The sequence below is a fragment of the Mycobacterium sp. NGS29 genome (genome assembly GCF_059812965.1).
The window spans coordinates 122,054-144,965 of the sequence record NZ_JCALDR010000010.1 but is presented as its reverse complement, the minus strand read 5'-3'; the positions used below and the strand labels follow the sequence as shown (position 1 = coordinate 144,965).

The 22,912-nt window shown below is 70.2% G+C and carries 17 protein-coding genes; 9 read left to right on the top strand and 8 right to left on the bottom strand.

The window, feature by feature from the left end; all coding sequences use genetic code 11:
• Positions 1–42: 42 nt before the first annotated feature.
• Together AC5Y5Z_RS15640 and AC5Y5Z_RS15635 are read left to right on the top strand one after the other, a co-directional pair.
• Positions 43–663, top strand: a complete 621-nt coding sequence (locus AC5Y5Z_RS15640) for a hypothetical protein (RefSeq protein WP_473138903.1) — start codon at positions 43–45, stop codon at positions 661–663.
• On the top strand, positions 660–1,349 hold the full coding sequence (locus tag AC5Y5Z_RS15635) for a hypothetical protein (protein ID WP_499926095.1): 690 nt from the start codon (positions 660–662) through the stop codon (positions 1,347–1,349). Before AC5Y5Z_RS15640 ends, AC5Y5Z_RS15635 begins: the two co-directional genes overlap by 4 nt.
• On the opposite strand, the gene AC5Y5Z_RS15630 is transcribed toward AC5Y5Z_RS15635, so the two are convergent.
• Together AC5Y5Z_RS15630 and AC5Y5Z_RS15625 are read right to left on the bottom strand one after the other, a co-directional pair.
• A complete protein-coding gene (locus AC5Y5Z_RS15630; protein WP_463827977.1) occupies positions 1,346–1,864 on the bottom strand; it encodes an XRE family transcriptional regulator in 519 nt (172 codons plus the stop codon). The two genes, AC5Y5Z_RS15635 and AC5Y5Z_RS15630, sit on opposite strands and share 4 nt — an antisense overlap.
• Entirely contained in the window at positions 1,861–4,836 is a 2,976-nt protein-coding gene (locus tag AC5Y5Z_RS15625) for an MMPL family transporter (RefSeq protein WP_499926093.1), read from the bottom strand. The genes AC5Y5Z_RS15630 and AC5Y5Z_RS15625 overlap by 4 nt, the downstream gene beginning before the upstream one ends.
• Before the next feature lie 381 nt (positions 4,837–5,217).
• On the opposite strand from AC5Y5Z_RS15625, the gene AC5Y5Z_RS15620 reads away from it, so the two are divergent.
• Positions 5,218–5,721 carry a hemophore gene (locus AC5Y5Z_RS15620; RefSeq protein ID WP_499926091.1) on the top strand — a complete coding sequence of 168 codons (504 nt, stop codon included), beginning with the start codon at positions 5,218–5,220 and terminating at the stop codon, positions 5,719–5,721.
• Here the strand turns inward: AC5Y5Z_RS15620 and AC5Y5Z_RS15615 are convergent, their stop codons facing one another.
• Positions 5,722–6,924 carry a lysylphosphatidylglycerol synthase transmembrane domain-containing protein gene (locus tag AC5Y5Z_RS15615; protein WP_473138900.1) on the bottom strand — a complete coding sequence of 401 codons (1,203 nt, stop codon included), beginning with the start codon at positions 6,922–6,924 and terminating at the stop codon, positions 5,722–5,724.
• A 233-nt stretch (positions 6,925–7,157) separates the two neighbouring features.
• On the opposite strand from AC5Y5Z_RS15615, the gene AC5Y5Z_RS15610 reads away from it, so the two are divergent.
• Both AC5Y5Z_RS15610 and AC5Y5Z_RS15605 read left to right on the top strand, forming a co-directional pair.
• Positions 7,158–8,135: a YihY/virulence factor BrkB family protein gene (locus AC5Y5Z_RS15610; RefSeq protein WP_499926088.1), complete on the top strand. Its 978-nt coding sequence runs from the start codon at positions 7,158–7,160 to the stop codon at positions 8,133–8,135.
• Between the two features lie 47 nt (positions 8,136–8,182).
• Positions 8,183–9,325 (top strand): AI-2E family transporter, encoded by a 1,143-nt coding sequence (locus tag AC5Y5Z_RS15605; RefSeq protein ID WP_499926086.1) that lies wholly within the window; start codon positions 8,183–8,185, stop codon positions 9,323–9,325.
• 15 nt (positions 9,326–9,340) lie between these two features.
• Here the strand turns inward: AC5Y5Z_RS15605 and AC5Y5Z_RS15600 are convergent, their stop codons facing one another.
• Positions 9,341–11,818: a PE family protein gene (locus AC5Y5Z_RS15600; protein WP_499926084.1), complete on the bottom strand. Its 2,478-nt coding sequence runs from the start codon at positions 11,816–11,818 to the stop codon at positions 9,341–9,343.
• A 320-nt stretch (positions 11,819–12,138) separates the two neighbouring features.
• Between AC5Y5Z_RS15600 and AC5Y5Z_RS15595 the strand changes: the two genes are divergently transcribed.
• A complete protein-coding gene (locus AC5Y5Z_RS15595; RefSeq protein ID WP_499926082.1) occupies positions 12,139–15,384 on the top strand; it encodes a PE family protein in 3,246 nt (1,081 codons plus the stop codon).
• 40 nt (positions 15,385–15,424) lie between these two features.
• Here AC5Y5Z_RS15595 and AC5Y5Z_RS15590 read toward each other — a convergent pair whose 3' ends face one another.
• From AC5Y5Z_RS15590 to AC5Y5Z_RS15575, 4 genes are read right to left on the bottom strand one after another with little or no spacing between them, the layout of a single operon-like run.
• Positions 15,425–17,533, bottom strand: a complete 2,109-nt coding sequence (locus tag AC5Y5Z_RS15590) for a glycoside hydrolase family 3 protein (RefSeq protein WP_499926080.1) — start codon at positions 17,531–17,533, stop codon at positions 15,425–15,427.
• Entirely contained in the window at positions 17,530–18,024 is a 495-nt protein-coding gene (locus AC5Y5Z_RS15585) for a TIGR04338 family metallohydrolase (RefSeq protein ID WP_473138894.1), read from the bottom strand. Before AC5Y5Z_RS15585 ends, AC5Y5Z_RS15590 begins: the two co-directional genes overlap by 4 nt.
• The gene (locus tag AC5Y5Z_RS15580; RefSeq protein WP_499926077.1) at positions 18,021–18,770 is read right to left on the bottom strand and encodes a DUF2786 domain-containing protein; all 750 of its coding nucleotides are present in this window, start codon (positions 18,768–18,770) and stop codon (positions 18,021–18,023) included. The genes AC5Y5Z_RS15585 and AC5Y5Z_RS15580 overlap by 4 nt, the downstream gene beginning before the upstream one ends.
• A gap of 32 nt (positions 18,771–18,802) precedes the next feature.
• Positions 18,803–19,642: an alpha/beta hydrolase gene (locus AC5Y5Z_RS15575; RefSeq protein WP_499926075.1), complete on the bottom strand. Its 840-nt coding sequence runs from the start codon at positions 19,640–19,642 to the stop codon at positions 18,803–18,805.
• Positions 19,643–19,714: 72 nt separating this feature from the next.
• Between AC5Y5Z_RS15575 and AC5Y5Z_RS15570 the strand changes: the two genes are divergently transcribed.
• The 3 genes from AC5Y5Z_RS15570 to AC5Y5Z_RS15560 are packed head-to-tail and all read left to right on the top strand — an operon-like array spanning position 19,715 to position 22,900.
• Positions 19,715–20,704, top strand: coding sequence for a sigma-70 family RNA polymerase sigma factor (locus tag AC5Y5Z_RS15570; RefSeq protein ID WP_499926073.1), 990 nt, complete (start codon positions 19,715–19,717; stop codon positions 20,702–20,704).
• Positions 20,701–22,119, top strand: coding sequence for an alpha/beta hydrolase domain-containing protein (locus AC5Y5Z_RS15565; RefSeq protein ID WP_499926071.1), 1,419 nt, complete (start codon positions 20,701–20,703; stop codon positions 22,117–22,119). Before AC5Y5Z_RS15570 ends, AC5Y5Z_RS15565 begins: the two co-directional genes overlap by 4 nt.
• Before the next feature lie 55 nt (positions 22,120–22,174).
• Positions 22,175–22,900, top strand: a complete 726-nt coding sequence (locus AC5Y5Z_RS15560; RefSeq protein ID WP_463827963.1) for a pirin family protein — start codon at positions 22,175–22,177, stop codon at positions 22,898–22,900.
• Positions 22,901–22,912: the final 12 nt, after the last annotated feature.

Here is a 22,912-nt window from a genome sequence, read left to right as displayed (position 1 = left end):
CCCGCCATCCTTCCATCTGGTTTCGGGTGCAACGATCGGGCCATGCCTGACCAGGAGAAAACTGAGGCGGACAGCGAGACCGCAGACGCCGACGACGCCGAGTACGGCAGCGGGGTGTTCTCCCCCTACGGCATCGCGTCGGCGGTGCTGGGCCTGGTCTGCGTCGCGGCGGTGGTGCTCGGCGTGCTCATCTGGACCAACCACAAAGACGACTCCGGCGAGCGCATCTACCTGTCCAAGGTCATGCAAACGGCCTACGAGTGGTCCAACGTGCTGATCAACATGAACAGCAGCAACATCGACGCCAGCCTGCAACGGCTGCACGACGGGACGGTCGGCGAACTCAACACCGACTTCGAGGCCACCATGCAGGGCTACCGGCAGGTGGCCGCGAAGCTACAGGCACAGAGCGTCGGCCGGGTGGAGTCGGTGGCCATCGACACCATGCACCGCGACCTCGATACCGTCCCCGGATCGCCGCGACAGGTGGTACCCACCAAGCTGCCCGCCTTCGCCACCCGAACCGACTCGGTGATGCTGGTGGCCGCTTCGGTGGCCGAGAAGTCCGGCGGACAACCGCAGGTGGTGCGCTGGAGCCTGCGGTTGGACGTCTCGCAGATCGACGGCAAGCTGATGATCTCCAAGCTGGAGCTGATCAAATGAGGAACGCCTGGCGGTTCGCGGCGTTCGACATCCTGGCGCCGCTGGTGGCGATCGCCGCGCTGGCGGCGATCGGCGTGGTGCTGGCCTGGCCGCGGTGGTGGGTGGCGGTCGGCACCGCGCTGGTGCTGCTGATCGTCGAGGGCGTAGCCGTCAATTTCTGGTTGATGCGCCGTGATGCGGTCACCCTCGGCACCGACGACGACGCGCCCCGGCTGCGGCTCGCGGTGGCGTTTCTGGCCACGGCGGCCGTCTGCGCGGCGGTGCTGGCCGGCTACACGCATTGGACCGCCAACGACGACCAGTTCAAGCGGGACTCGGTGACGGTGGTGCAGGTCGCCACCGGCGCCGCCGAGGCGGTGGCGTCGTTCTCGCCGACGGCTCCGGGGGTGAATATCGACCGTGCTGCCTCGCTGATGGTGCCGGAGCAGGCCGGCAAGTTCAAAGAGGAGTACACCAGGACCAGCGCGGACCTGTTGCAGCGCAAGGTGACGGCGCAGGCGTCGACCTTGGCGGCCGGGGTCGAGGCCATCGGGCCGTCGGCGGCCAGCGTTGCGGTGATCATGCGGGTGACGCAGAACTCGCCCGGCCAGCCCACCAGTCAGGCGGCCCCGGCGGTGCGGGTGACGTTGACCAAGCGCGGCAACGACTGGCTGGTACAGGACATCGCGCCGATCAGTGCCCGCTAGTTGGCGTGCGGCGAGCGCTCGTTCTTGACCCGCACGAACCGGTCGGACAACCGGCGCATCCGGATCATCAGGGAAGCCGACGGGCTGACGCGGCCGTCCAGGTAGTCGGCCAGGTCTTCGGCGGTGACGCCGATACGCGAGGCGAACTCCTGCTGCACCAGGCCGGAGCGGTCCATCAGCAGCTTCACGTGGCGGGCGACCTCGGCGCGCTCATTGGCCTCCAGGTGCGCACGAGCCCGCTCCAGCACCTCCCACAGCGCCTTGGCGATGCCGGCCGGGCGCGCACCGCCGAGGATCTCCTCGACCTGACGGGCGGTGCGGCCGTACGGGTCCCGTTTGAGCGCGCTGGCAATGCGCTTCCAGGTGGCGATGTCGCCACCCTCCAACGACGAGCGGATAGCGGCGGTGGACCAGAATTCGACCGGCTGATCCGGGTCGGGGTGCCCGGCCGCCTCGGGCCTGGACCTGGCGCCGCGGGCAGGCGCCGGTCTGCGCTGGTCGGCTGCCAACGTCACCTCGCCTCCTCCAACATCGCGACGGCCACCGACAGACAGCGCTGCCGGACCTCCTCCCAGTTTGCCTTGACACCGGAATCTGTCGACACGTCGTCGAGGTCGCACGGATCGGGATCGGCCAGCCGGCGGACCAGCTGGCTGGCGACCCAGTACCGCCGGGGAGACGAGCCGGGAGGCTGACAACAGTAATACCTATCCATCCCGGACAGCACCACCGCTGCGGTCTCCGGTTCCATCACCTCCACCATGTCAGCAAAGTCGGCATAATCGCGGCTGCTGTTACGGCTCATGATCAGGTAGCCCTTGAGCCGCAGCGTTTCGGCGCCGGTGGGCACCTGCAGGCGATCGCCGGTGGGCAGCTGGACATTCGTGGTCTCCACCGGGCTCTGCCGCCGGTACCGGGGCCGTGCCGACCTGGGCTCCCGGCTCTGCAGGGCGTCGAGGGCAACGGCCAACCGTCCGCGCCACAGGGTGACGGGGTGCACCGGCCGGTCGGTCCACGGCATGGCCCGGGCGATGCTGGAGCGGTAGGACAGCCCGACTTTGCGTGCGGTGGCCTGCCCCACCGGGCCGGTGGCGAGCGTCAGCGTCACCGAGTCGGTGTCTTCGGCCGTCGCCGGGTCCCGGTTCGGCTCGGTGCGCCCGCAGCCGGTGAAAGCCAGCGGGTCGGTCACGCAAATGGCATCGGGGGCAAGGGTTTTGAGCTTAGCGGCCGACTTGATCACCATGCGCAGATCGGCGCTGGGCGCGATCGCGGCGGTGATGTCCTCGGGGATCACGACGACGCCGCCCAGGTCGACGTCGGGCAGCGGACGGTCGAAGTCCACCGACGGCAGGACCCGGCCCAGCCAACCCGGTATCCACCAGTTCCACTTGGCGAACACCGCCATCAAGGCCGGCACCAGGACCAGCCGGACGATGCTGGCGTCGACGGCGATCGCGACCGCACATGCCACCCCGATCTCGGCGACCAGCGGCATACCGGCAAACGCGAACCCGCAGAACACCGCGATCATGATCAGCGCGGCGCTGGTGATGGTGCGGGCGCTGGTGCTCACCCCGTAGGCGACGGCGTCGCGGGTGTGCCCGGTCTGCAGGAAACGCTCCCGGATCCGGGTGAGCAGGAAGATCTCGTAGTCCATGGACAACCCGAACGTCATCGCCAGGACCAACGGGGGCACGGTGCTGTCGATCGAGGTCAGGTGCGGGAAGCCGAGCGGTGCGGCCCACCCCCACTGGAAGACCATCACCAGCGATCCGTAGGCGGCCGCCACCGACAGCAACGTCATCAGCACGCCCTTGAGCGCCAGCAGCACCGAGTGGACCGAGAGCAGCAGCATCAGGAAGGCGATCAGCGCCACGAAGCCCAGCACCAGCGGCTGGGTTTCGGCGACCCGATCGTCGAAGTCCTTGATCAGCGCCGTCGACCCGCCGACCGCCACCTTCGCGTCCCCGGCGGTTCGCGGCAGCTGGCTGCGCATCCAGTCCACCGTGTGCCGGGCCCGCATGTCTTCGGGGTCGACCGACAACACCGCACTGAGCAGGGCACTCTTCTTGTCTTCGCTGTAGACCGGGGGTGGCACCGACGCGACGTCGGGCGCCTTGGCCATCTGCTCGCGCAGCGCCGCCATGATCTGGGCGTGCGCGGGCGGGGCGTCCGGTCCCTCCGGCCAGTCGGGGAAGGTGACCAGCACCTGGACCGGACCCATCGAGCCCGGGCCGAGGGCCTGCGATGCCGCGGCCACCCCGGCGCGGATCTCGTGCGACGAGTCGAACTGCCGCAGCAGGCTGTTGCCCAGCACCATCGCCGTCGCCGGCGCCGCCATCAGCAGCAGCACCGCCGACGCCGCCAGCGCCGAAATCCAGGGCCGGCGCATCACCCAGCCGACCCAGCGCGTCCAGAACCGCGAGACGGTGCTCTCCGGTCGCCTGGACCAGTGCAGCAGCACCGACCGTTTCGCCGCCGCGCGGGAGAAGGTGGCCAGCAGCGCCGGCGTCAGCGTGGCGGAGGTGAGCATCGCGACCGCGACCGCCAGGATCGCGCCGGTGGCCATCGACTGCAGCGCCGGGGTGTTGATCAGGTAGATACCGGTGAGCGAGGCGATGACCGTCATGCCGGACAGCACCACCGCGAGCCCGGACGTGGCCATGGCGGCGTCCACCGCCTCCTGCGGCTGCCGTCCGGTGCGCAGTTCCTCGCGGAAGCGCATCAGGATGAACAGCGAATAGTCCACGGCCAGCGCAATGCCGAACATCGACACCGTCGACGTCACGAATACCGACATGGTGGTGTGCATGGACAGCAGATAGACCAGTCCCATGGTGACCACAACGGTGCACACGCCCAGTGCCAGCGGGATCGCCGCGGCCGCCAGCGAACCGAAGACCGCCAGCAGCACGATCAGGATGATCGGCAGGTTCCATTCCTCGGCCTTGGCGATGTCGTGCTTGGTGTTGGCCGCCGCGGCGGCGGATAGGGCGCCCTGACCGATGACGTAGAGGCGCACGTGACCGTTGGCGGTCTCCCCGGACCGGTCGTCTTCCACGCCGATCCGTTGGCGCAGTTTCTTGGCGACGTCGCTGGTGCCCGGATTGCGGGCGTCCAGGCGCAGCGTCACGACGTAGGGCCGGTCGGGTTGCGGTGGATGTTGGGTGGGATTGGGCGCGACGGTGACGCCGGGCAGGTCGGCGGCGATCTTCTTCAGTTGCGCGACGGCATCGTTGATGTCCTGGTAGGTGGCGTCGGCGCGGGGGGCGGCCACCAGCGCCAGCGGGGAGGCGCCGAGTTCGGGGTACTGCGCGACGAGTTGGTCGTGCACATTGAGCGACTGGGAGCCGGCGACCTCGAATCCGCCGCCGGTCAGATTCCCCGACTGCGACATCGCCAGATACACCGCCGGAACCAGCGCAAGTAACCAGCCGGCGAAGACGAGCCAGCGAAATCGGCGCAGGTTGCGGCTCAGCCGCATCATGAACTGCTGGATTTCCCACTCCCCGTATTCCGTGATTTCGTACGCAGCGCGCCCGCGAGCCTACCGGAGGACGTTGTGCCCGAAGTTTGCTTATCGGTTCCTGAGCTGCGGTGACAGCAGTTCCCCGGGATCGTTGTTAAGTCGTGACGGTCATCTGCCGACCACAGCGTCAGAACAACGGTTCGGTCTGTGATCCGCAATGCTTGCGAATCCCCTCGTAGCCGCGATCGCAGCGGGTTACCGGGACGCTGAGTCGCAGCGCCGTCGCAGCCACCGCGCAATCGTTCAGGTTGCGTTGGCGACGTATCGGCCGCCGATGGCAGGATGGTCGAGGCCCGCGGGTCGGCAGACATCGCGAGGCGAACCACCGAGGAGTTACCCATGCAAGCAAGCACGCGTCGCGGGCTTTTCGCAGTAGTGATCGCAGCCGGTCTGACCGGCGCCGGCAGCGCATTCGTCGCGGCACCCGCAGCAACAGGTTCGACGGACCCGTGCGCGGCCAGCGAAGTGGCCCGCACCGTGGGCACCGTCGCAAAGCAGACCGGTGATTACCTGGATTCGCATCCGGACACCAACCAGGCCCTGACGTCGGCCTTGCAGGAACCCGCGGGCCCGCAGTCGGCCACCACGCTCAAGAGCTACTTCGAGACCCACCCGAAGGTCGCGCTGGATCTGCAAGGCCTCGCCAACCCACTGAACAAGCTGGGCACCCAGTGCAGACTGCCGATCACGTTGCCGCAGGCACTGAGCCTGTTCCAGGCGGCCCAAGGCGCGGGCGGCGCGCTGCCGGGCCTGCCGGGCGCCGCCGCGGTGGGCGGCCAGCCGGCCCCGCTCGCGGGCCCCGGGCCCGGTCCCCGTCCCGGTCCGGCACGCGCCGCCGGCTGATCAGCCTCGCTGGTTGGCGTCGGCCGCCGGCTCATGCTCCGGCGGCGGCAACGGACCCTGCAGCGCGCTGTCGGACGGATCGACAACAGCGTTCAGCCCGCGGCCGCGGACACCTGGATCGGTGGGCGGGTCGTCGGAGTCGCTGTCGGTGACCCGGCGGAACATGAAGAAGAACACCACCCAGCCGACCGCGGCGATGAACAGCCAGCTGATCAGCCGGTAGATCAGCATCGCCGAGATGGCGTTGGGCAACGACATTCCGCTGGACACCAGACCGGGGACCAGCACTGCCTCCACCACCAGCAGACCACCCGGCATCAGCGGGATCGTCCCCACCGCGCGCGCCGCGGCGTAGGCGACCGTCAACCCTGCCAGTGAGGCATGATCTCCCGCGGCGTAGGCCGCAAAGGCCAGGCACGCGACGTCGGCGACCCAGTTGAACAGTGACCAGCTGAACGCCGCCCCCAGGTCGCGTCGGCTCAGGCTCACCGACTCGAGCTGCATCAAGATCTCGCGCCACTTCTCCACACCGGTCTCGGCGGGTTTGCCGCGAATGGAGTTCACCCAGGACAGCACCTTGATGCCGATGCCTTCGATCAACTCCGGCCGCGACGCCACCGCCTGCGCCAGCAACAACAGCGCGACGAACCCGCCCAGCGTGAACAGCAGCGAAAAGGGGTTGTTCTTCGCGCCCAGCAGAAACGCCCCACCCAAACCCAGCACCGCCAGCCCGACCGCCTGCAGCGCGCCCGACATGACCAGCTGCCACGACGCCACCACCGTGGATGCGCCCCACAGGCGCTGCTGGCGCAGCAGGAACGTCGCCGAGATCACCGGCCCGCCGGGCAGCGTGGTACTCAACGAGTTCGCGGCGTAGAACGCTGCTTCCGAACGCAGTTGCTTCACCTGTACGCCGGCCGACGCCAGCAGGGTGCGCTGGATCTGAGCGAAACTGTGCATCGACGCCGCCGCGGCGATCATCGCCGCGACCAACCACCACCACTTGGCGTCGAACAAGCTCATCCAGGCCTTGGCCAGTTGATCGCGCACCAACACGATCTCGACGCCGAGCACGAGCACCACGAGGGACAGTCCCACCCACCGCAGCCACCAGTACTTGCCGCGCGGGGGCGCGTCTGCTGGGCGGGAGAGCGTCTCCAACCACCCGCCCACCGGTTTGCGGGCAGCGGCGTCCGGTGACATCGGACTAGGGTAACCGCGCAGGTGGCGACACCATACCTGCACGTCGCCGAGCGTGTCGGGGTCGTTCCAGGGTCGTAACCGAACCGTGGCGGCCCGCGTCGGCGGTTTTGGGGGAATGACACCGATGACCGGCGCGATTGACCACCGGCAAATCGGGGTATGACCGGGCGCAACCCTGCGGGCAGGGTGTCGGGTCGGCGTGATATCTCGGCGTGGGAATGAAGTGATCGGCGATGGTCGGCTGGTTGGACAGGCTGCAACGGCGTAACCGCGGCGTCGGGGTGGCCGTCGCCGTCATCTACAAGTACCTCGACGACCAGGGCAGTTACCTGGCCGCCCTGATCACCTACTACGCGTTCGTGTCGCTGTTTCCCATGCTGTTGCTGTTGACCACCGGCCTGGGAGTGTTGCTCGCCGACCGGCCGGATCTCAAGGCGAAGGTGCTGCAGAGCACCCTGAGTCAGTTCCCGGTGATCGGTAGCCAGCTGCAGCAGCCGGAGGGACTCAGCGGCGGGACGGTCGCTGTGGTGGTCGGCATACTGGGCGCGCTCTACGGGGGCCTGGGTGTGGGCCAGGCGGTGCAGAACGCGATGGATTCGGTGTGGGCGGTGCCGCGGGACCAGCGCCGCGACCCGTTCCGTTCCCGGGCATTCAGCCTGCTGCTGCTGTTCGTGCTGGGTTCGGCGGCCGTCGCGTCGACTCTGCTGTCCGGCGTCGGGCACGCGACGGGATCGCTCGGCGTGTTCGGGAAAATCGGCATCGCGCTGGTCGCCATCGGCATCAATGCGTCGATCTGCCTGGTGGCCTTCCGCCTCACCACCGCACGCGACCTCAGCTATCGCCAGGTGCTGCCGGGGGCCCTGGCCGCGGCGTTCATCTGGCAGATCCTGCAGTGGTTCGGCGCCGGTTACGTCGGCCACGTCGTGAAATCGGCCAGCGCGACCAACAGCGTGTTCGCGCTGGTGCTGGGCATGCTGGCGTTCCTGTTCCTGGTGTCGTCGACGTTGGTGTTGTGCGCCGAGATCAACGTGGTGCTGGTGGAGCAACTCCACCCGCGTGCCCTGCTGACGCCGTTCACTGACGACGTGGACCTGACCCCCGCTGACCGCAAGACCTACACCAGGCGGGCGAAAGCCGAACGGGTCAAACGCTTTCAGCGGGTCAGTGTCCGGTTCGACGATGCCGATTCCACGACCACCGACGTGTCGTGAGGAAGCGCGTGCGACCCACCGCACCGGCGTCCAGCTACGCTGATCCGATGTCAGCAACTATCGATGACGATGCGGTAAGCCCGCTGGTCCGCAAGACCGCCGCATGGTCGTGGCGGCTGGTGGTCATCGTGGTGGCCGCGGTGGCGCTGCTGTGGGTGGTCGAGAAACTCGAAGTCATCGTGGTGCCGGTGCTGCTGGCCCTGATGTTCAGCGCGCTGCTGATGCCGTTGGTGGACTGGCTGGACATGCGGGGTCTGCCGCGCGGCTTCGCGGTGGCGCTGGTGCTGCTGGCCGGATTCGCGATCCTCGGCGGCATTCTGACGTTCGTGGTCACCCAGTTCATCGTCGGCGTCCCGGACCTCGTCACCCAGGTCGAGCACAGCATCGACTCCCTGCGCCGCTGGCTCATCGAGGGGCCGGCGCACGTGCGCCGCGAACAGATCGACAACGCCGGCAACTCCGCGATCGAAGCGCTGCGGAACAACCAGGCGAAGCTGACCAGCGGAGCGCTGTCTACCGCGGCCACCATCACCGAGCTGGCTACCGCCGCGGTGTTGGTGCTGTTCACCCTGATCTTCTTCCTCTACGGCGGCCGCAACATCTGGCAGTACGTTCAGCAGATCTTCCCGGCCCATGTCCGCGACCGCGTCCACGAGGCCGGCAAGGCCGGATACGGCGCCCTGACCGGCTACATCCGCGCCACGTTCCTGGTCGCGCTGACCGATGCGGCCGGGGTGGGCGCCGGTCTGGCGATCATGGGCGTACCGCTGGCGTTGCCGCTGGCCTCCATCGTGTTTCTGGGCGCCTTCATACCGCTGATCGGTGCACTGGTCTCTGGCCTGCTGGCGGTGGTGGTGGCGCTGCTGGCCAAGGGCATGGTCTACGCGCTGCTCACCCTCGGCCTGCTGATCGTGGTGAACCAGCTCGAAGCGCACGTGCTGCAGCCCGTGGTGATGGGACGCGCGGTCTCGATCCATCCGTTGGCGGTGGTGCTGGCCATCTCCACCGGTGGGGTATTGGCCGGGATCGTCGGCGCGTTGCTGGCGGTGCCGACGGTGGCGTTCCTGAACAACGCCATGCAGGTGTTGCTGGCCAAGGATCCCGAGGTGGAGGCCGAGGAACAGGCCGAAGGCGAGACGGGCGCGATCGTGTCGGCGCGGCCGGACCAGCCGGACGACAGCGACCCGTAGTAGCCGACCGGCCCGTTACGGAGAGCCATTGGTGCCGGGGGCACCGGGCTGACCGCCGGGACCGCCGGCCCCGGCGGCTCCGCCGAGACCTCCTTGAGCATGCGCACCACCCACCGCGTTTCCGCCGTCTCCGCCGTCGCCCCCGTCGGTGAGTGGGCTGGCTGCGTTGCCGCCGTCCCCGCCGCGACCGCCCAGACTATTGCCGGTTCCCGCGTTGGTTCCGTCGCCGCCCCGACCGCCGTTTCCGCCGTCGCCGGCGATGCCTGCACCGCCCGCCCCACCGCGCCCCCCAACAGCATCTGCTGCGGAACCCGGCTCAGTGACACTCGCGTCACCACCGCGTCCCCCGATTCCGGCGTGACCACCGGTCGCGGCGCCGCCGGCCCCGCCGGCGCCGCCGACCGCGTCCGTCAACGAGGTGCCGGAGTTCACCGCCGCACCGCCGTTCCCGCCCGCGCCACCCGCGCCGGCGGTGCCATAGCCGCCCGCACCTCCGGTGCCGGCGGTCAGTATGTCGGTGACGTTGCCACGCGTGATTCCACCATCGCCGCCCTTTCCGCCGGTGGTGCCGGTGCCGCCCTGCCCGCCGGCGCCGGCGACCGAAGCTTGCCCGCCGACGGAGTAGGCGTTCCCGCCGCGGCCGCCGTTGCCACCGGCCACCGCGGTCCCACCGTCGGCACCGGCCCCGCCGGCGCCCCCGGTGGCATTCCCGGTGCCGCCGGCGATGGCCGTGCCCCCGCCTCCTCCGTCGCCGCCACCGGCCGCGCCGGCACCGCCGTCACCACCCTGACCACCGGTGACGTTTCCTGGACCATTGTTCAGCGTCGCGAAGCCACCGCCACCGCCGGTGCCGCCGAGATGAGTGGTCCCGGTACCGCCTGCGCCGCCGTTCCCGGAGATCGCGTCCGCCGTGCCGCCGCTCACCGCCGCACCGCCGTTCCCACCGGTGCCGCCCCACGGTCCCTCGCCGCCGGAACCACCGGCGCCTCCGTGGGCGGTTCCGTTGCCGGTGCTTGTCGCAACGCCACCGTCGCCGCCGCGTCCGCCGACACCGGTGTCGTCGGCAGTTCCGGCGCCGCCGGTGCCGCCCTTCCCACCGAAAACGTCGTCGTCGCCCGCGGTAGTGGCGGTACCTCCGGCTCCCCCGTCGCCGCCGTCGCTGCCGTCGCCGCCTCGTCCTCCGGTGCCGCCGGCGCCCGTGCTGCCACCGGTACCGCCGGTGCCCGGCGTGCCTCCGGCACCTCCGGTGCCGCCGTTGCCACCGTCGCCGTCCTTTGCGGACCCGTTGCCACCCTGGCCGCCTTCACCGCCGGTACCGCCGGTCCCGCCGTTGCCGTTGATGCCACCGTTGCCCGCGCCGCCGGTACCTCCGGTGCCGCCTTGGGCGCCGGACGTGCCATTGCCACCTTCGCCGAGGAGGCCGACGCCCGCGATCCCTTGCATGCCCGCACCCCCGGTGCCACCGGTGCCGCCTTTGCCCCCGGTGCCGATAGCCCCGGGTGCTGCGCCGTCAGCGCCGGCTCCGCCGATGCCGGCAGTTCCGCCGGTGCCACCCTGACCGCCGTTGGTGGCCCCGGAACCGGTGTCGGCAAGTCCTTCGCCGCCCTGACCGCCCATTCCGCCAGTGCCACCGACTCCGCCGGCACCGCCCCCGCCATGGGCGCCCTGCGTTCCACCGAACAGACCCGGGGCTCGCCCGCCAGCGCCTCCCCCAGCGCCATTACCACCGATGCCACCTTGACCGCCCTGACCGCCCTGCTCGCCGATGCCGCCCGGGCCGCCGCCAGCAATGCCATTGATGCCGGTGCCTCCGGTACCGCCTGTTCCGCCGACGCCACCGGCTCCGCCCGGGCCGCCATTGCCCCAGAGCAGACCTCCGGTGCCGCCGGCGCCGCCTGTACCGCCGGCACCGCCGCTACCGCCGACTGCGCCCTGGGCGCCGATCGATCCTGTGACACCGGTTCCGCCGGTACCGCCGGCGCCCCCGTGTCCGATGAGGCCGGCGTCGCCACCCCGGCCGCCGGTCTGTCCGGGTGCCCCGGACCCGCCGTCGCCACCGTTACCCCACAGCAGACCGCCAGCTCCGCCCGCTTGTCCGGTTCCCGGGGCCCCGTTGACACCGTTGCCGATCAACGGACGCCCGAGCAGCAGATTGGTCGGCGCGTTGATGACATCCAGAACGAGGTGCTCGAGAAGCACCAAGGGGGAGGCACTGGCGGCATCGGCGGCGACATAGGCGCCGGCTGCGGTGGCCGTGGCCTGGACGAACTGTGCATGGAACTGCGCCGCTCGGCCACTCAGCGCCTGATACTCACGGGCGTAATTGCCGAAAAGTTCGGCAATAGCCAGGGATACTTCATCGCTGGCGGCGCTGAGGACAGCTGTAGTGGAACGTGCGGCCGCTGAATTGGCTTGCGTCACCGATGACTGGATTCCAGCGAGTTGCTGCGAAGCGGAAATCATTGTTTCTGGTACCGCAATTACGTGCGTCATCGGGCCGGTGTGCCTTTCCTGAGACCGATTGAATTTTCGCCTCGGGAGCGTAGTCCGGAACAGTTCGGTATGAACTGGTTTTTACGTAGATTTATGCTGATCAGCACGCCGGTACCGCTTTCCGGATATCGCATACACAGATGCATTCCCATTCACAAGTGCATTCTGGTTGCTGCGCTCAGCGTTGTTGTACACCTATGTTTTTCAAATAAACTTCATTACCCGTCGGCGATCAGAAACTTCAACTAATGTCGCCCGCGGTGTCCGGCGTCGTGCCGGATCAACCTTCCCGCTTGCCCACACACCACTGAGGTATCGCCGTGTCGTTTCTGCGTTTATCGCCCGATGTGGTGGCCTCCGCGGCTGCCGACCTACGCCGAATCGGCACCGGTGTCGCGGCTGGCAACGCCGCTGCGGCCACCGTCACGACCCAGGTGGGCAGCGCGGCCGCCGACGAGATATCCCTCGCCGTCGCTGAGCTTTTCTCCCAGCACGCCGCCAACTACCAGAGGCTGGCCGCCGATGCCTCGGCATTCCACAGCCAGTTCGTCGGCAACCTGCTGTCCGGCGCGGACAGCTACCTGTCGAATGAGGCGGCGAACACCGGCCTGCTCGGGCTGCTGAACGGTCCCAGCAACGTTCTGCTCGGCCGGCCGCTGATCGGCAACGGCGCCAACGGTGCCACCGTCGACGGCGTCGGCACCGCCGGCGGCGCAGGCGGGATCCTGTACGGCAACGGCGGCAGGGGCGGCACCAGCACCAAAGCCGGGGCGACCGGTGGAGCCGGCGGGGCCGCCGGACTCATCGGCAACGGCGGTGCCGGCGGCCTGGGTGGCGCGGGCGGGACCGGCGGCGCAGGCGGCAGCGGCGGATGGCTGCTCGGCAACGGTGGCGCAGGGGGCACAGGTGGGGCCGGACTGGCCGGGACCACCGGCCCGGGTGGCCAGCAGGGCGGCGACGGTGGGAGTGGCGGCCGCGGCGGAGTCGGTGGCACCGCCGGCCTGTTCGGCGCCGGGGGTACCGGTGGCGACGGTGGTCGGGGCGGCGACGGTGGCGCCGGCGGCAAGGGAGTGACCGGCAGCGCGAACTATTCCGACGGCGGCAACGGCGGCCAAGCCGGTACCGGCGGCGATGCCGGAGCCGGTGGCAATGCGGGCCCGTTCGGCACCAATGGCAGCGGCGGGCGCGGCGGCCACGGCGGGTCTGGTGGAATCGGCGGCCTCGGGGCTCCTGACTCCTCAGATGCCTTTGGCGGCAGTGCCGGAGGTGTCGGCGGCGATGGCGGGAATGCCGGCGCCGGCGGTGCCGCCGGGACCGGCGGCAGCGGCGGATCCTCGGGCGCTTATGGCGACGGCGGCAAGGGTGGCACCGGTGGCGAAGGCGGAGCCGGCACGCACGCGACAACGACCGGCAGTCCCAACGGCGGCAAGGGCGGTCCAGGTGGGCAGGGCGGATCCGGCGGCGACAGCGGCGCCGGTGGTCGCAACGGAGATGGCGGTGACGGCGGCGTTGGAGGCGTCGGTGCCGACGGTGCGGACGGCGCCGCCGACACCGGCAGCGGCGCGGGCGACGGTGGCAGCGGCGGCGACGGCGGCACCGGCGGAACCAGCGGCATCGCCGGTACCGGCGGCAGCGGCGGAACCGGTGGTACCGCCGGTAGAGGCGGTACCGGGGGCAACGGTGGCCAAGGGGCGGCCGGCCTGGCGGGATCCGGGCACCTGGGCGGCCACGGCGGCCACGCCGGCGACGGCGGCAACGGCGGAAACAGTCCGGCCGGCGGTACCAATGGCGACGGCGGCGTGGGCGGCCGCGGGGGCAACGGCGGTGCCGGTGGCAGTGGTGCCGCCGACAGCGGCAGCGGCGGCCAGAACGGCGGCAACGGCGGCAACGGCGGTCACGGCGGCGTCGGCGGTGCCGACGGCCACGGTGACGGCGCCGTCGGCAAAGCCGCCGCCGGTGGCGACGGCGGCACCGGAGGGGCAGGCGCTGTCGGTGGCGACGCGACGGCAGGTTCCCAGCGTTACGGCGGCTATGGCGGCTATGGCGGTTTCGGCGGAAACGGCGGATACGGCGGCGGCGGTGAAATCGGTGCCGGCGGCGACGGTGGCAACGGTGGCAAGGGCGGCGACTCGGCCGCCGGCGGACTCCACGGGGACGGAACGCGCAACAGCTGGGGTGCCGCCGGCACCGGCGGCGACGGCGGTAACGGCGGCAACGGCGGCAACGCCGCACTCGGGCAGGCCGGACCAGAGGGTGGACACGGCGGTCACGGCGGACTCGGCGGTAACAGCGGCACCGGCGGCACCGCGGGCACCGGCGGCGACGGTGGACAGGGCGGGGAAGGCGGCGACGGCGGCGGGGACGGCACCACCGGCCAGCCCGGCCTGATCGGCGGCACCGGTGGCAATGGCGGCGACGGCGGCGACCCGGGAACAGGTGGCGCCGCCGCGACCGGCGGCAGAGGCGGCAACGGGGGCGCCGGTGGCGAGGGCGGCTGGGGCGGCGCCGGCAGCAACGCGGCAGGCCTGCCCGGTGCCACCGGGGGCACCGGCGGCGACGGCGGCAACCCGGGGACCGGCGGCACCGCCGGGAACGGTGGCGACGGCGGACAAGGCGGCTGGGGCGGTGACGGCGACGGAGGTGTCGGACGACCGGGCTATGCCGGTGGCAACGGCGGCATGGGTGGCACCGGCGGGCTTCCCGGCCCCGGTGGCACCGCCGGCAACGGTGGCGAGGGCGGATTGGGCGGCCAGGGTGGCGAGGGCGCCGTCGGCGGACCCAACCAGCAGGGATACCAAGGCGGAATCGGCGGACAGGGCGGACTAGGCGGCCTCGGCGGCTCGGCCGGACTGGGTGGCACCAACGGCAACGGTGGCCTCGGCGGCACGGGCGGCCAGGGTGGCGACGGCGGCCTCGGCGGCAACGGGGACAACACCTCGCCGTTGCCGGCGGGCGTCGGCGGTACGGGCGGACTCGGCGGCGACGGTGGCGGTGGCGGACAACCCGGGTCGGGGACCGGTAAGTCCGGTGCGGTCGGCGGAGCGGGTACCGGCGGCATCGGCGGTACCGGTGGCGTGGGCGGCAGCGGCTATGACGGCGCGGTCGGCGGCGTGGGAGGTGCAGGCGGTCAGGGCGGTTCCGGAGCACCCGGCCTGCCGGGCCAGGCCGGTGGAACCGGCGGTAACGGCGGTATCGGTGGCGGCGGCGGGCCGGCAGCCGGTGGCGGTGGCGCGGGTGCGGGCGGCATTGGTGGCATCGGCGGCACGGGCGGAAAGGGCGGTGACGCAACGACTTCCGGCGAGTCCGGTGGCCACGGCGGGCACGGTGGCAACGGCGGCGGTGGTGGCGGCGCCGGAACCCCCGCCGACGGCGGGAAGGGTGCCGACGGCGGCGACGGCGGCGCCGGCGGTCCGGGCGGCGCCGGTGGCGACGGCGAGGCTGCGCCGGGAGGCACCGGCGGAACCGGCGGCACCGGTGGCGCCGGTGGCCACGGCACCCCGCCTGGTGGTGTCGACGGCTCCGCCGGCGACCCCGGACTGGATGGATTGGACGGCGGAACCGGCTGAGTCACCCCGGTGCCCGCGGGTCGTACGTTCGGGGCGTCCCTCAGCACCCGAACGTGCGGCCGGTTAACTCGACCTCGCCGGTCAGCCTCAGGTCCACCGCCGACGCGCCGACGGTCACCGCGTGCCGGCCCGCCGCGATCCGCCAGCTCCCCGCCTCGAAGCGGGCCAGCAGCCGCGGCTCGGCGTGGATGTGTACCCGGCGGGACTCCCCGGGCAGCAGTTCCACCCTGTCGAAACCCAACAGCCGCAACCGCTTTCCATCGGGCGCTGCGGTCAGATACAGCTGCGGCACTTCGGTGCCGGTCCGCTCGCCGGTGTTGACCACGGTGCAGGTGACGGCCACCGTATCGCCGCCGACAATCTCGAGCTCGCGGTACTCGAAGCTGGTGTAGGACAACCCGTGGCCGAACGCGAACAACGGTTCCTGCTCGGTGGACGCGAACCACCGGTAACCGACCTCGGCGCCCTCGGTGTAGTGGATCGTGCTCGGCGTCCCCAGCCCCGCGACCTCGGGCAGTTGCGGGCGCGGCGTCTGGCCGAGATCCGCCGGAAAGGTGACCGGCAGCCGTCCCGACGGATTGACCTGTCCGGCAATGACTTCGGCGATGGCCTGACCACCCCGCTGCCCGGGATACCAGGCCTGCAGGATTGCGTTCACCGCAGCGCGCCACGGCATCGCCACCGGGTTGCCGGTCTCGAGCACCACCACCGTGTTCGGGTTGGCCGCCGCGACTGCGGCGATCAGCGCATCCTGGCCCCACGGCAGCGACAGGTCCGCGCCGTCGAATCCCTCCCCTTCGGCTCGGGTTGCGAACACGATCGCGATGTCGGCGCGGCGGGCCACCGGGACCGCCTCGGCGGGGTTGATGCCGGGGTCGAATTCGATTTCGGCGTGCGGGAATTGCTTTCTGAGTTCCTCGAGCGGGCTCGACGGCAGTAGATACAGATTGCGCATCCCGGCTTCCAGCCCGGCGCCCCCGATCGGGACCACACCCGCATAGCCGCCGGGCGGCAGCACGGTGCTGGAGCCGTATCCGGCCGGCACACCGAGCTGAGCGTGACCGCCGATCACCGCGATCCGGGCTGCGGACGTCACCGGAAGGACTCCCCGGTTCTGCAGCAGCACGATGCCCTGACGCGCGACTTCGGTCGCAATAGCGTTGTGCGCGTGCATATCCGGCTCCGGCACCGGCCCCCATCGGTCCGCCCCGACGGCGAAGATGGACCGCAGGATGCGGCGCACCATGTCGGACAGCCGCTCGGCGGGCAACCGTCCATCGGCGTACGCCGCGCGCAGCGGCTCGCCGAAGGTCTCTGCCTGCCAGAGCAACGCATCGATCTGCGCGCCGCATTCCTGGTCGAGCCCGGCCAGCGCACATTCCCAACTCGGCGTGCCGCCCCAGTCCGACATGACCCAGCCGCGGTATCCCCACCCGCCTTTGAGTATCTCGGTGAGCAGGACTGCGTTGGCCGCGCAGTAGGCGCCGTTGACCTTGTTGTAAGCGGCCATCACCGCCCCGGGGCGGCCCCGCTCGATCGCAATCTGGAAAGCCAGCAGGTCGGATTCGCGGTGCGCGTCGGGGTCGATGACCGCGTCGAGCCAGTGCCGATTGGTCTCGTTGCAGTTCAGCGCGAAATGCTTCACCGTGCTGATGACACCGTGCTGCTGGATGCCGAGGATCTGTTCGGCGGCCAGCACCCCACTCAGCAGCGGATCTTCGGAGAAGTATTCGAAGTTGCGGCCGTTGCGCGGGTCGCGGGCCAGGTTCATCGCACCGGCCAGTTGTACGTTCAGTCCGCGGCTGCGTGCCTCCGCGCCGATCACCGATCCCGCGGCGCGGGCCAGCTCCGGGTTGAAACTGGCCGCCAGCGCCAGCCCGGCGGGCAGGGCGGTGGCGGTGTCACCCGGGCGGAAACCGGGATTGGTCACCCCGAGTCCGGCGTCGCTCATCCGCAGTGCCGGCACGCCGAGGCGGGCGATGCCCGGCACATATCCGGCGCTCATCGGTACCTCCGGCGGGATGCGCTCGTCGCGCAGCGGCCACATGTCCCCGGCACCCATGACGCCCACCAACAGGGCGAACCGCTCGTCGTCGGTCAGCTGCGCTTCGACTTCGTGTGCGCGCGCATCGGCTTCGTGGTCGTTCATCGCACTCCCTCTTTGGCGTACACCACCCGCAGCACATGCCCTACTTCGGGACCCATCACCAACTCCGTCAACGTGCACATCGTCGCCACGAACTCCGGCCCGTGTGCCGGGGCGACCTGGCTCAGATGGTGCGCCACCTCGTGCAGCACCACCAATTCACGCATCGCCCAGTCGGCGCTGACCCGGTCCGGAACAGCGATAGTGCCGGCGCCGCCGCGGTTTTCGTAGTGCGCGGCGCTGGCCGCGCGTCGCGCCCGGACCCGCAGCGGTGACACCGCCGGCCACTGCAACCGCACCGCGGGCAGCGCCAACACGTCGTCGACGTAGCGCTGCACCGACTCGACGGACGCGAACCGGGCCTCGGGCGGCAGCGTCAGCTGCGTACCGAAGAACTCCACGCTCGGCAACCCGTGCTCCCGGGCGCGGTCGAACATCGCCCGGACGAAGACTTCGGCCCCATAGACCTTGGCGCGCTGGGTATCTCGCGTCACCGGCCCAGCGCGGTCCGGGCGCCCGGTAACTCGGGACTGTTGCCCAGCCGGGCCCGTCGACCGGCCCGGTCACCCGCGCGTCGGGCAGCCGACGAGTACCCGGCCGTGGCCCGGCTGGCCTGCCAGGTGCCCCGCGCCCTCGATGCGCTCCGGTAGTGATCACGCAGCTCGACTTCTTTGTCCCGCAACGCGATCGCCGTCCCCGGCGCGCGACTGCGATCCCTGGTCACTTCCTGACGGGTCTGCTCGCGCGCTTCGGCCAGCCGCTGACCGACCCGCGCCCCGAACGCGAGCTGGAAGTTGAGCCGGGCGGTGATGGTCGGCGTGGGACGGTGCGCGCCGGACGCCAGGTAGGCATCCGAGGCGCGCACCATCTGCACCACCAGGCTGGCGTACAACGCGTGGGTGGCGTCGATGTCCTCGGCGAACCCGTAGGCGTAGATGAACGTGGAGTTGGACGCGATGTCGCAGCGCACGTCGTTCGCCGCGGCGATCAGCACGAAAAGCTGTGCGTACGTGCGCAACCCGCGCGTGCCCGCGTTGCCGATGGTAATGGTGCGCTGGGTGGGGATCTGCACGGCGGATCGGTTGGAGGAATGCGAACGCGCCACCGCCAGGTCGATGGACGCGGCCGTCGCCAACCGCTGTGCGGCACTCAGAAACGCGTCGGCTTCGTGGGTGTTGTCGGTACCCTCCGCCTGGCGTAGCAGTGCCGCGATACGGGACAGCATCTTGTCGTCGGTCATGGGGCCAAACTAATCCGGCGGTCCGACACGCTTCACAGCCGCAGGTTGATCCACGACACCACGTCGCCCAGCACCTGATCCCGCTCGGGCTCGTTGAAGACCTCGTGGTATAGCCCCGGGTACTCCTTGAGCTGGACATCGCCGGAACCCACGCATCTGATGACCTGTCGACTGCCCTGGATCGGGGTCAGCCGGTCCTCGGTGCCATGCAGCACCAGCAGCGGAGCCGTCACCGCCGGCGCCCGCTGGGACATCGTCTCGCCGACCGCCAGCAACGCGCGGCCGATCCCGGCCGGGACCTTGCCGTGGTACACCAGGGGATCGTCGTAGTAGGCCTTGACCACCTCGGGGTCCCGCGAGATCGCGTCGGTGTCCAGCGGCTGCACCGGCAAGCCGGGGGCCAGCGCGCCCAGCACCTTGGCGGCCAGCGCGACCACCGCGGGCACCATCTCCTGCGCGGCTATCGCCGGGGCCGAGAGCACCATCAGGTCGTAGTTGTCGGGACGTTCCACGCCGTAGGCGAACACGATCGCGCCGCCCATGCTGTGTCCCAGCACGATGCGCTTGAGACCCGGGTATTCCCGGGTGGCGATGCCGACGAGGGTGTCCAGGTCGGCGGTGTACTCCGCGATGTTCTTCACCTGCACCCGTTTGCCGCCGGAACGGCCGTGGCCGCGATGGTCCAGGGCGTAGGTGACCAGCCCGGCCTTTCCCAACCGCGTCGTGACGTGGTCGTAGCGGCGGGCGTGTTCGCCGAATCCGTGGGCCAGGACCACTACCGCGCGCGGTGCGACATCCGGCGACCACACGTCGTAGACGATGCGCACTCCGCCGACACCGTCGAAGGTCCGTTCCGTGCGGGTGGTAGTCATTGAGGGCAGCTTAGGCGACGGAAGGCGTCTCCTGCCTATGAGTTGTCACAGCGTCTGCGTAGTCTCGACCGGGTGAGTGTGCTCACCGAAAACACGGCCGGTGGCGAGGGTGCTTCGGCCTCCGATTTCGCCGCCCACGCCGAGCCTTATCGGCGTGAACTGCTCGCACACTGCTACCGGATGACCGGCTCCCTGCACGACGCCGAGGATCTGGTGCAGGAGACCCTGCTGCGGGCCTGGAAATCCTATGACCGGTTCGAGGGCAGATCCTCGGTGCGCACCTGGCTGTACCGCATCGCCACCAACACCTGCCTGACGGCCCTGGAGGGTCAGCAGCGTCGGCCGCTGCCGACCGGGCTGGGTACCTCCAGCTCGGACCCGACGGCGGAGCTCGTCGAGCGGGCCGAGGTGCCCTGGCTGGAGCCCCTGCCGCAGGCAGACCCGCACGATCCCGCGGAGGTGGTCGGCCGGCGCGAATCGGTGCGGCTGGCGTTCGTGGCCGCCCTGCAGCACCTGTCGGCGCGGCAGCGGGCGGTGTTGCTGCTGCGGGATGTGTTGCAGTGGAAGGCCGCCGAGGTGGCCGAGGCCATCGGCACCACCACCGTCGCCGTCAACAGTCTGCTGCAGCGGGCCCGCACCCAGTTGGAAGCTGTCGGGCCCAGCACGGAAGACCGGCTCGCGGACCCCGACTCGGCCCAGGCCCAGGATCTGCTGGCCCGCTACATCGCCGCGTTCGAGTCCTACGACATCGACCAGCTGGTCGACGTGTTCACCGCCGAGGCCATCTGGGAGATGCCGCCCTACACCGGCTGGTACCGGGGCGCGCGCGACATCATCGCGCTCATTCACCAGAAATGCCCCGCCGAGCTGCCGGGTGACATGCGGATGGTCCCGTTGCTGGCCAACGGACAGCCGGCGGTGGCGATGTACCTGCGGGTGGGCGAGCGGCATGTGCCGTTCCAGCTGCACGTCCTGGACATCCGCAGCGACGGTGTGTCGCATGTCGTCGCGTTTCTGGACGGGTCGTTGTTCACAACATTCGGACTGCCGGAGTCGCTGTGACAGATCCGCCTACCGCCACACCTGTGCCAGGTCAGCCGCTGCTGCTGTTGGGCGCCTTCGACATCGGCGAGGTGGGCTACGTCGCGCACGAGTTCTTCATCTCCGGCACCGCGCGGTCCTACACCCCCGAAGGCGAGCTGGACCCGGGCGGCCGGTGGCCGGTAATCCCTTCGCAGACAGCGGATTACATCACCCGGATGGTGGTGCTGACTCCTGCCGATCACACCAGGTTCAACGGCTCCGTGCTGGTCGAATGGCTCAATGTCAGCGGTGGCATCGATGCGCCGGCCGTCTGGATGATGGCTCACCGCGAGGTGATCCGCGCGGGCTACGCCTACGTCATGGTCTCGGTCCAGAAGGTCGGCGTCGACGGCGGAATGAATCTGCTGGGCATGGATATGTCGCTGAAAAGTCAAAGCCCGCAACGGTATGCGAGCCTGGAGCACCCCGGCGATGCGTTCGCCTACGACATCTTCTCCCAGGCCGGCCGGCTGGTCACCGACTCCGGCCCGGCCGTCCTGGACGGGCTGACCGCCGAGCACGTCATCGCCCTCGGTGAATCGCAGTCCGCGATGTTCTTGACCAGCTACATCAATGCCGTGGATCCGCTGGCTGAGGTGTACGACGGTTTTCTGGTGCACTCCCGCTTCGGCCCCGCCGCGCCGGTGGACAGCCGGTCCATCTTCGAGCTGCTCAACGCCCCCTCGACGCCGGTCAGGTTCCGGCCGGACCTGCGCGTGCCGCTCGTCACGGTCATCACCGAAACCGATCTCTTCGGCGCCACGCCGCAGGGGTACTACTTCGCCAGGCAACCCGACAACGAGCTGCTGCGGGTGTGGGAGATCGCCGGCGCCGCGCACGCCGACAATTACACGATCCAGGTCGCAGCCATCGACTCCGGGTCGGCGTCCATCGAGGACCTCGCGGCGGCCTACACCCCCACCCGCAGCCTGATGGGCCAGCAGCTCGACCACTACATCAACTTCGGGCCGCAACACCACTACGTGGTGCAGGCTGCGCTTGCCGCACTGCACAACTGGGTGCACACCGGCGCGCCGCCGCCCAGCGCGCCATTGCTGGAGGTGCATGAGGACGACCCGCCCGCGCCGGTGCTGGACGCCCATGGCATCGCCGCGGGTGGCGTGCGCACCCCGTGGGTGGACATTCCGATCGCCCGGACGTCGGGGGTCAGCGACGACGCAAACATCATGTCGGCGATCTTCGGTTCCGGCGAACCATTCGACGAGGACACCCTGCGCCGGCTCTACCCGGGGGGCGCGCCGGATTACCTGGCCGGGTTCACCCTCGCGCTGGACGAGGCGATTCAGTCCGGTTTCATCCTGGCGGCCGATCGCGACGAGATCCTGCAACTGGCCGCCGCGACGTACCCCGGCCATCAGGACGCCCGACCGTGACCGGGCTCGATGACGCGCACGCCCGAGCCCTGCCGGCCGCACGACGGTAGCGCCCGTGCCTGCCACCGTGGACATCCGGCGAGCCGTGGATCGCGCTGTCACCAGGACTGATTGGCTGCAGTCCCGGCATTCTTTCTCGTTCGGCGATCACTACGACCCCGACAACACCCACCACGGACTGCTGCTGGTCAACAACGACGACCGCGTGCAGCCGGCCACCGGATTCGACAGCCATCCACACCGGGACATGGAGATCGTCACCTGGGTACTGGACGGCGAACTCACTCACCGGGATTCGGCCGGCAACCAGGGTGTCATCTATCCCGGCCTGGCACAACGGATGTCGGCCGGCAGTGGCATTGTCCATTCGGAGAAGAACGAATCCTCTTTCAAGCCAGTGCATTTCATCCAGATGTGGATCGCGCCGGATCAGACCGGCATCACCCCCGGCCACCAGCAGGTCGATGTCGACGACCAACTGTCCCGCGGCGGTCTTCTCACCATCGCCTCGGGCATCCCCGGACACGACGGGGCCCTGACACTGCACAACCGCTCGGCCGCACTGCACGTCGCGCGGCTGGGCACCGGCGACTCGGTGGAGCTACCCGCGGCACCGTATCTGCACGCGTTCGTCACACGCGGCGAAGTGCGACTCGAGGACGCCGGCGAACTCGCGGTCGGTGACGCCGCCCGGCTCACCGACACCTGCGGCCGGCGGTTGACGGCGCTGCGGAACTGCGAAGTGCTGGTGTGGGAGATGCACGCGAAACTGGGCGGCTGACGGTCGGTTCGA

Excerpts from the sequence above, each read along its gene's own strand:
- AC5Y5Z_RS15605 (WP_499926086.1), top strand. The coding sequence starts at position 8,183 with ATGTCAGCAACTATCGATGACGATGCGGTAAGCCCGCTGGTCCGCAAG.
- AC5Y5Z_RS15625 (WP_499926093.1), bottom strand. The coding sequence starts at position 4,836 with ATGATGCGGCTGAGCCGCAACCTGCGCCGATTTCGCTGGCTCGTCTTC.
- AC5Y5Z_RS15610 (WP_499926088.1), top strand. The coding sequence starts at position 7,158 with ATGGTCGGCTGGTTGGACAGGCTGCAACGGCGTAACCGCGGCGTCGGG.
- AC5Y5Z_RS15635 (WP_499926095.1), top strand. The coding sequence starts at position 660 with ATGAGGAACGCCTGGCGGTTCGCGGCGTTCGACATCCTGGCGCCGCTG.
- AC5Y5Z_RS15580 (WP_499926077.1), bottom strand. The coding sequence starts at position 18,770 with ATGACCGACGACAAGATGCTGTCCCGTATCGCGGCACTGCTACGCCAG.
- AC5Y5Z_RS15620 (WP_499926091.1), top strand. The coding sequence starts at position 5,218 with ATGCAAGCAAGCACGCGTCGCGGGCTTTTCGCAGTAGTGATCGCAGCC.
- AC5Y5Z_RS15600 (WP_499926084.1), bottom strand. The coding sequence starts at position 11,818 with ATGACGCACGTAATTGCGGTACCAGAAACAATGATTTCCGCTTCGCAG.
- AC5Y5Z_RS15615 (WP_473138900.1), bottom strand. The coding sequence starts at position 6,924 with ATGTCACCGGACGCCGCTGCCCGCAAACCGGTGGGCGGGTGGTTGGAG.
- AC5Y5Z_RS15640 (WP_473138903.1), top strand. The coding sequence starts at position 43 with ATGCCTGACCAGGAGAAAACTGAGGCGGACAGCGAGACCGCAGACGCC.
- AC5Y5Z_RS15590 (WP_499926080.1), bottom strand. The coding sequence starts at position 17,533 with ATGAACGACCACGAAGCCGATGCGCGCGCACACGAAGTCGAAGCGCAG.
- AC5Y5Z_RS15575 (WP_499926075.1), bottom strand. The coding sequence starts at position 19,642 with ATGACTACCACCCGCACGGAACGGACCTTCGACGGTGTCGGCGGAGTG.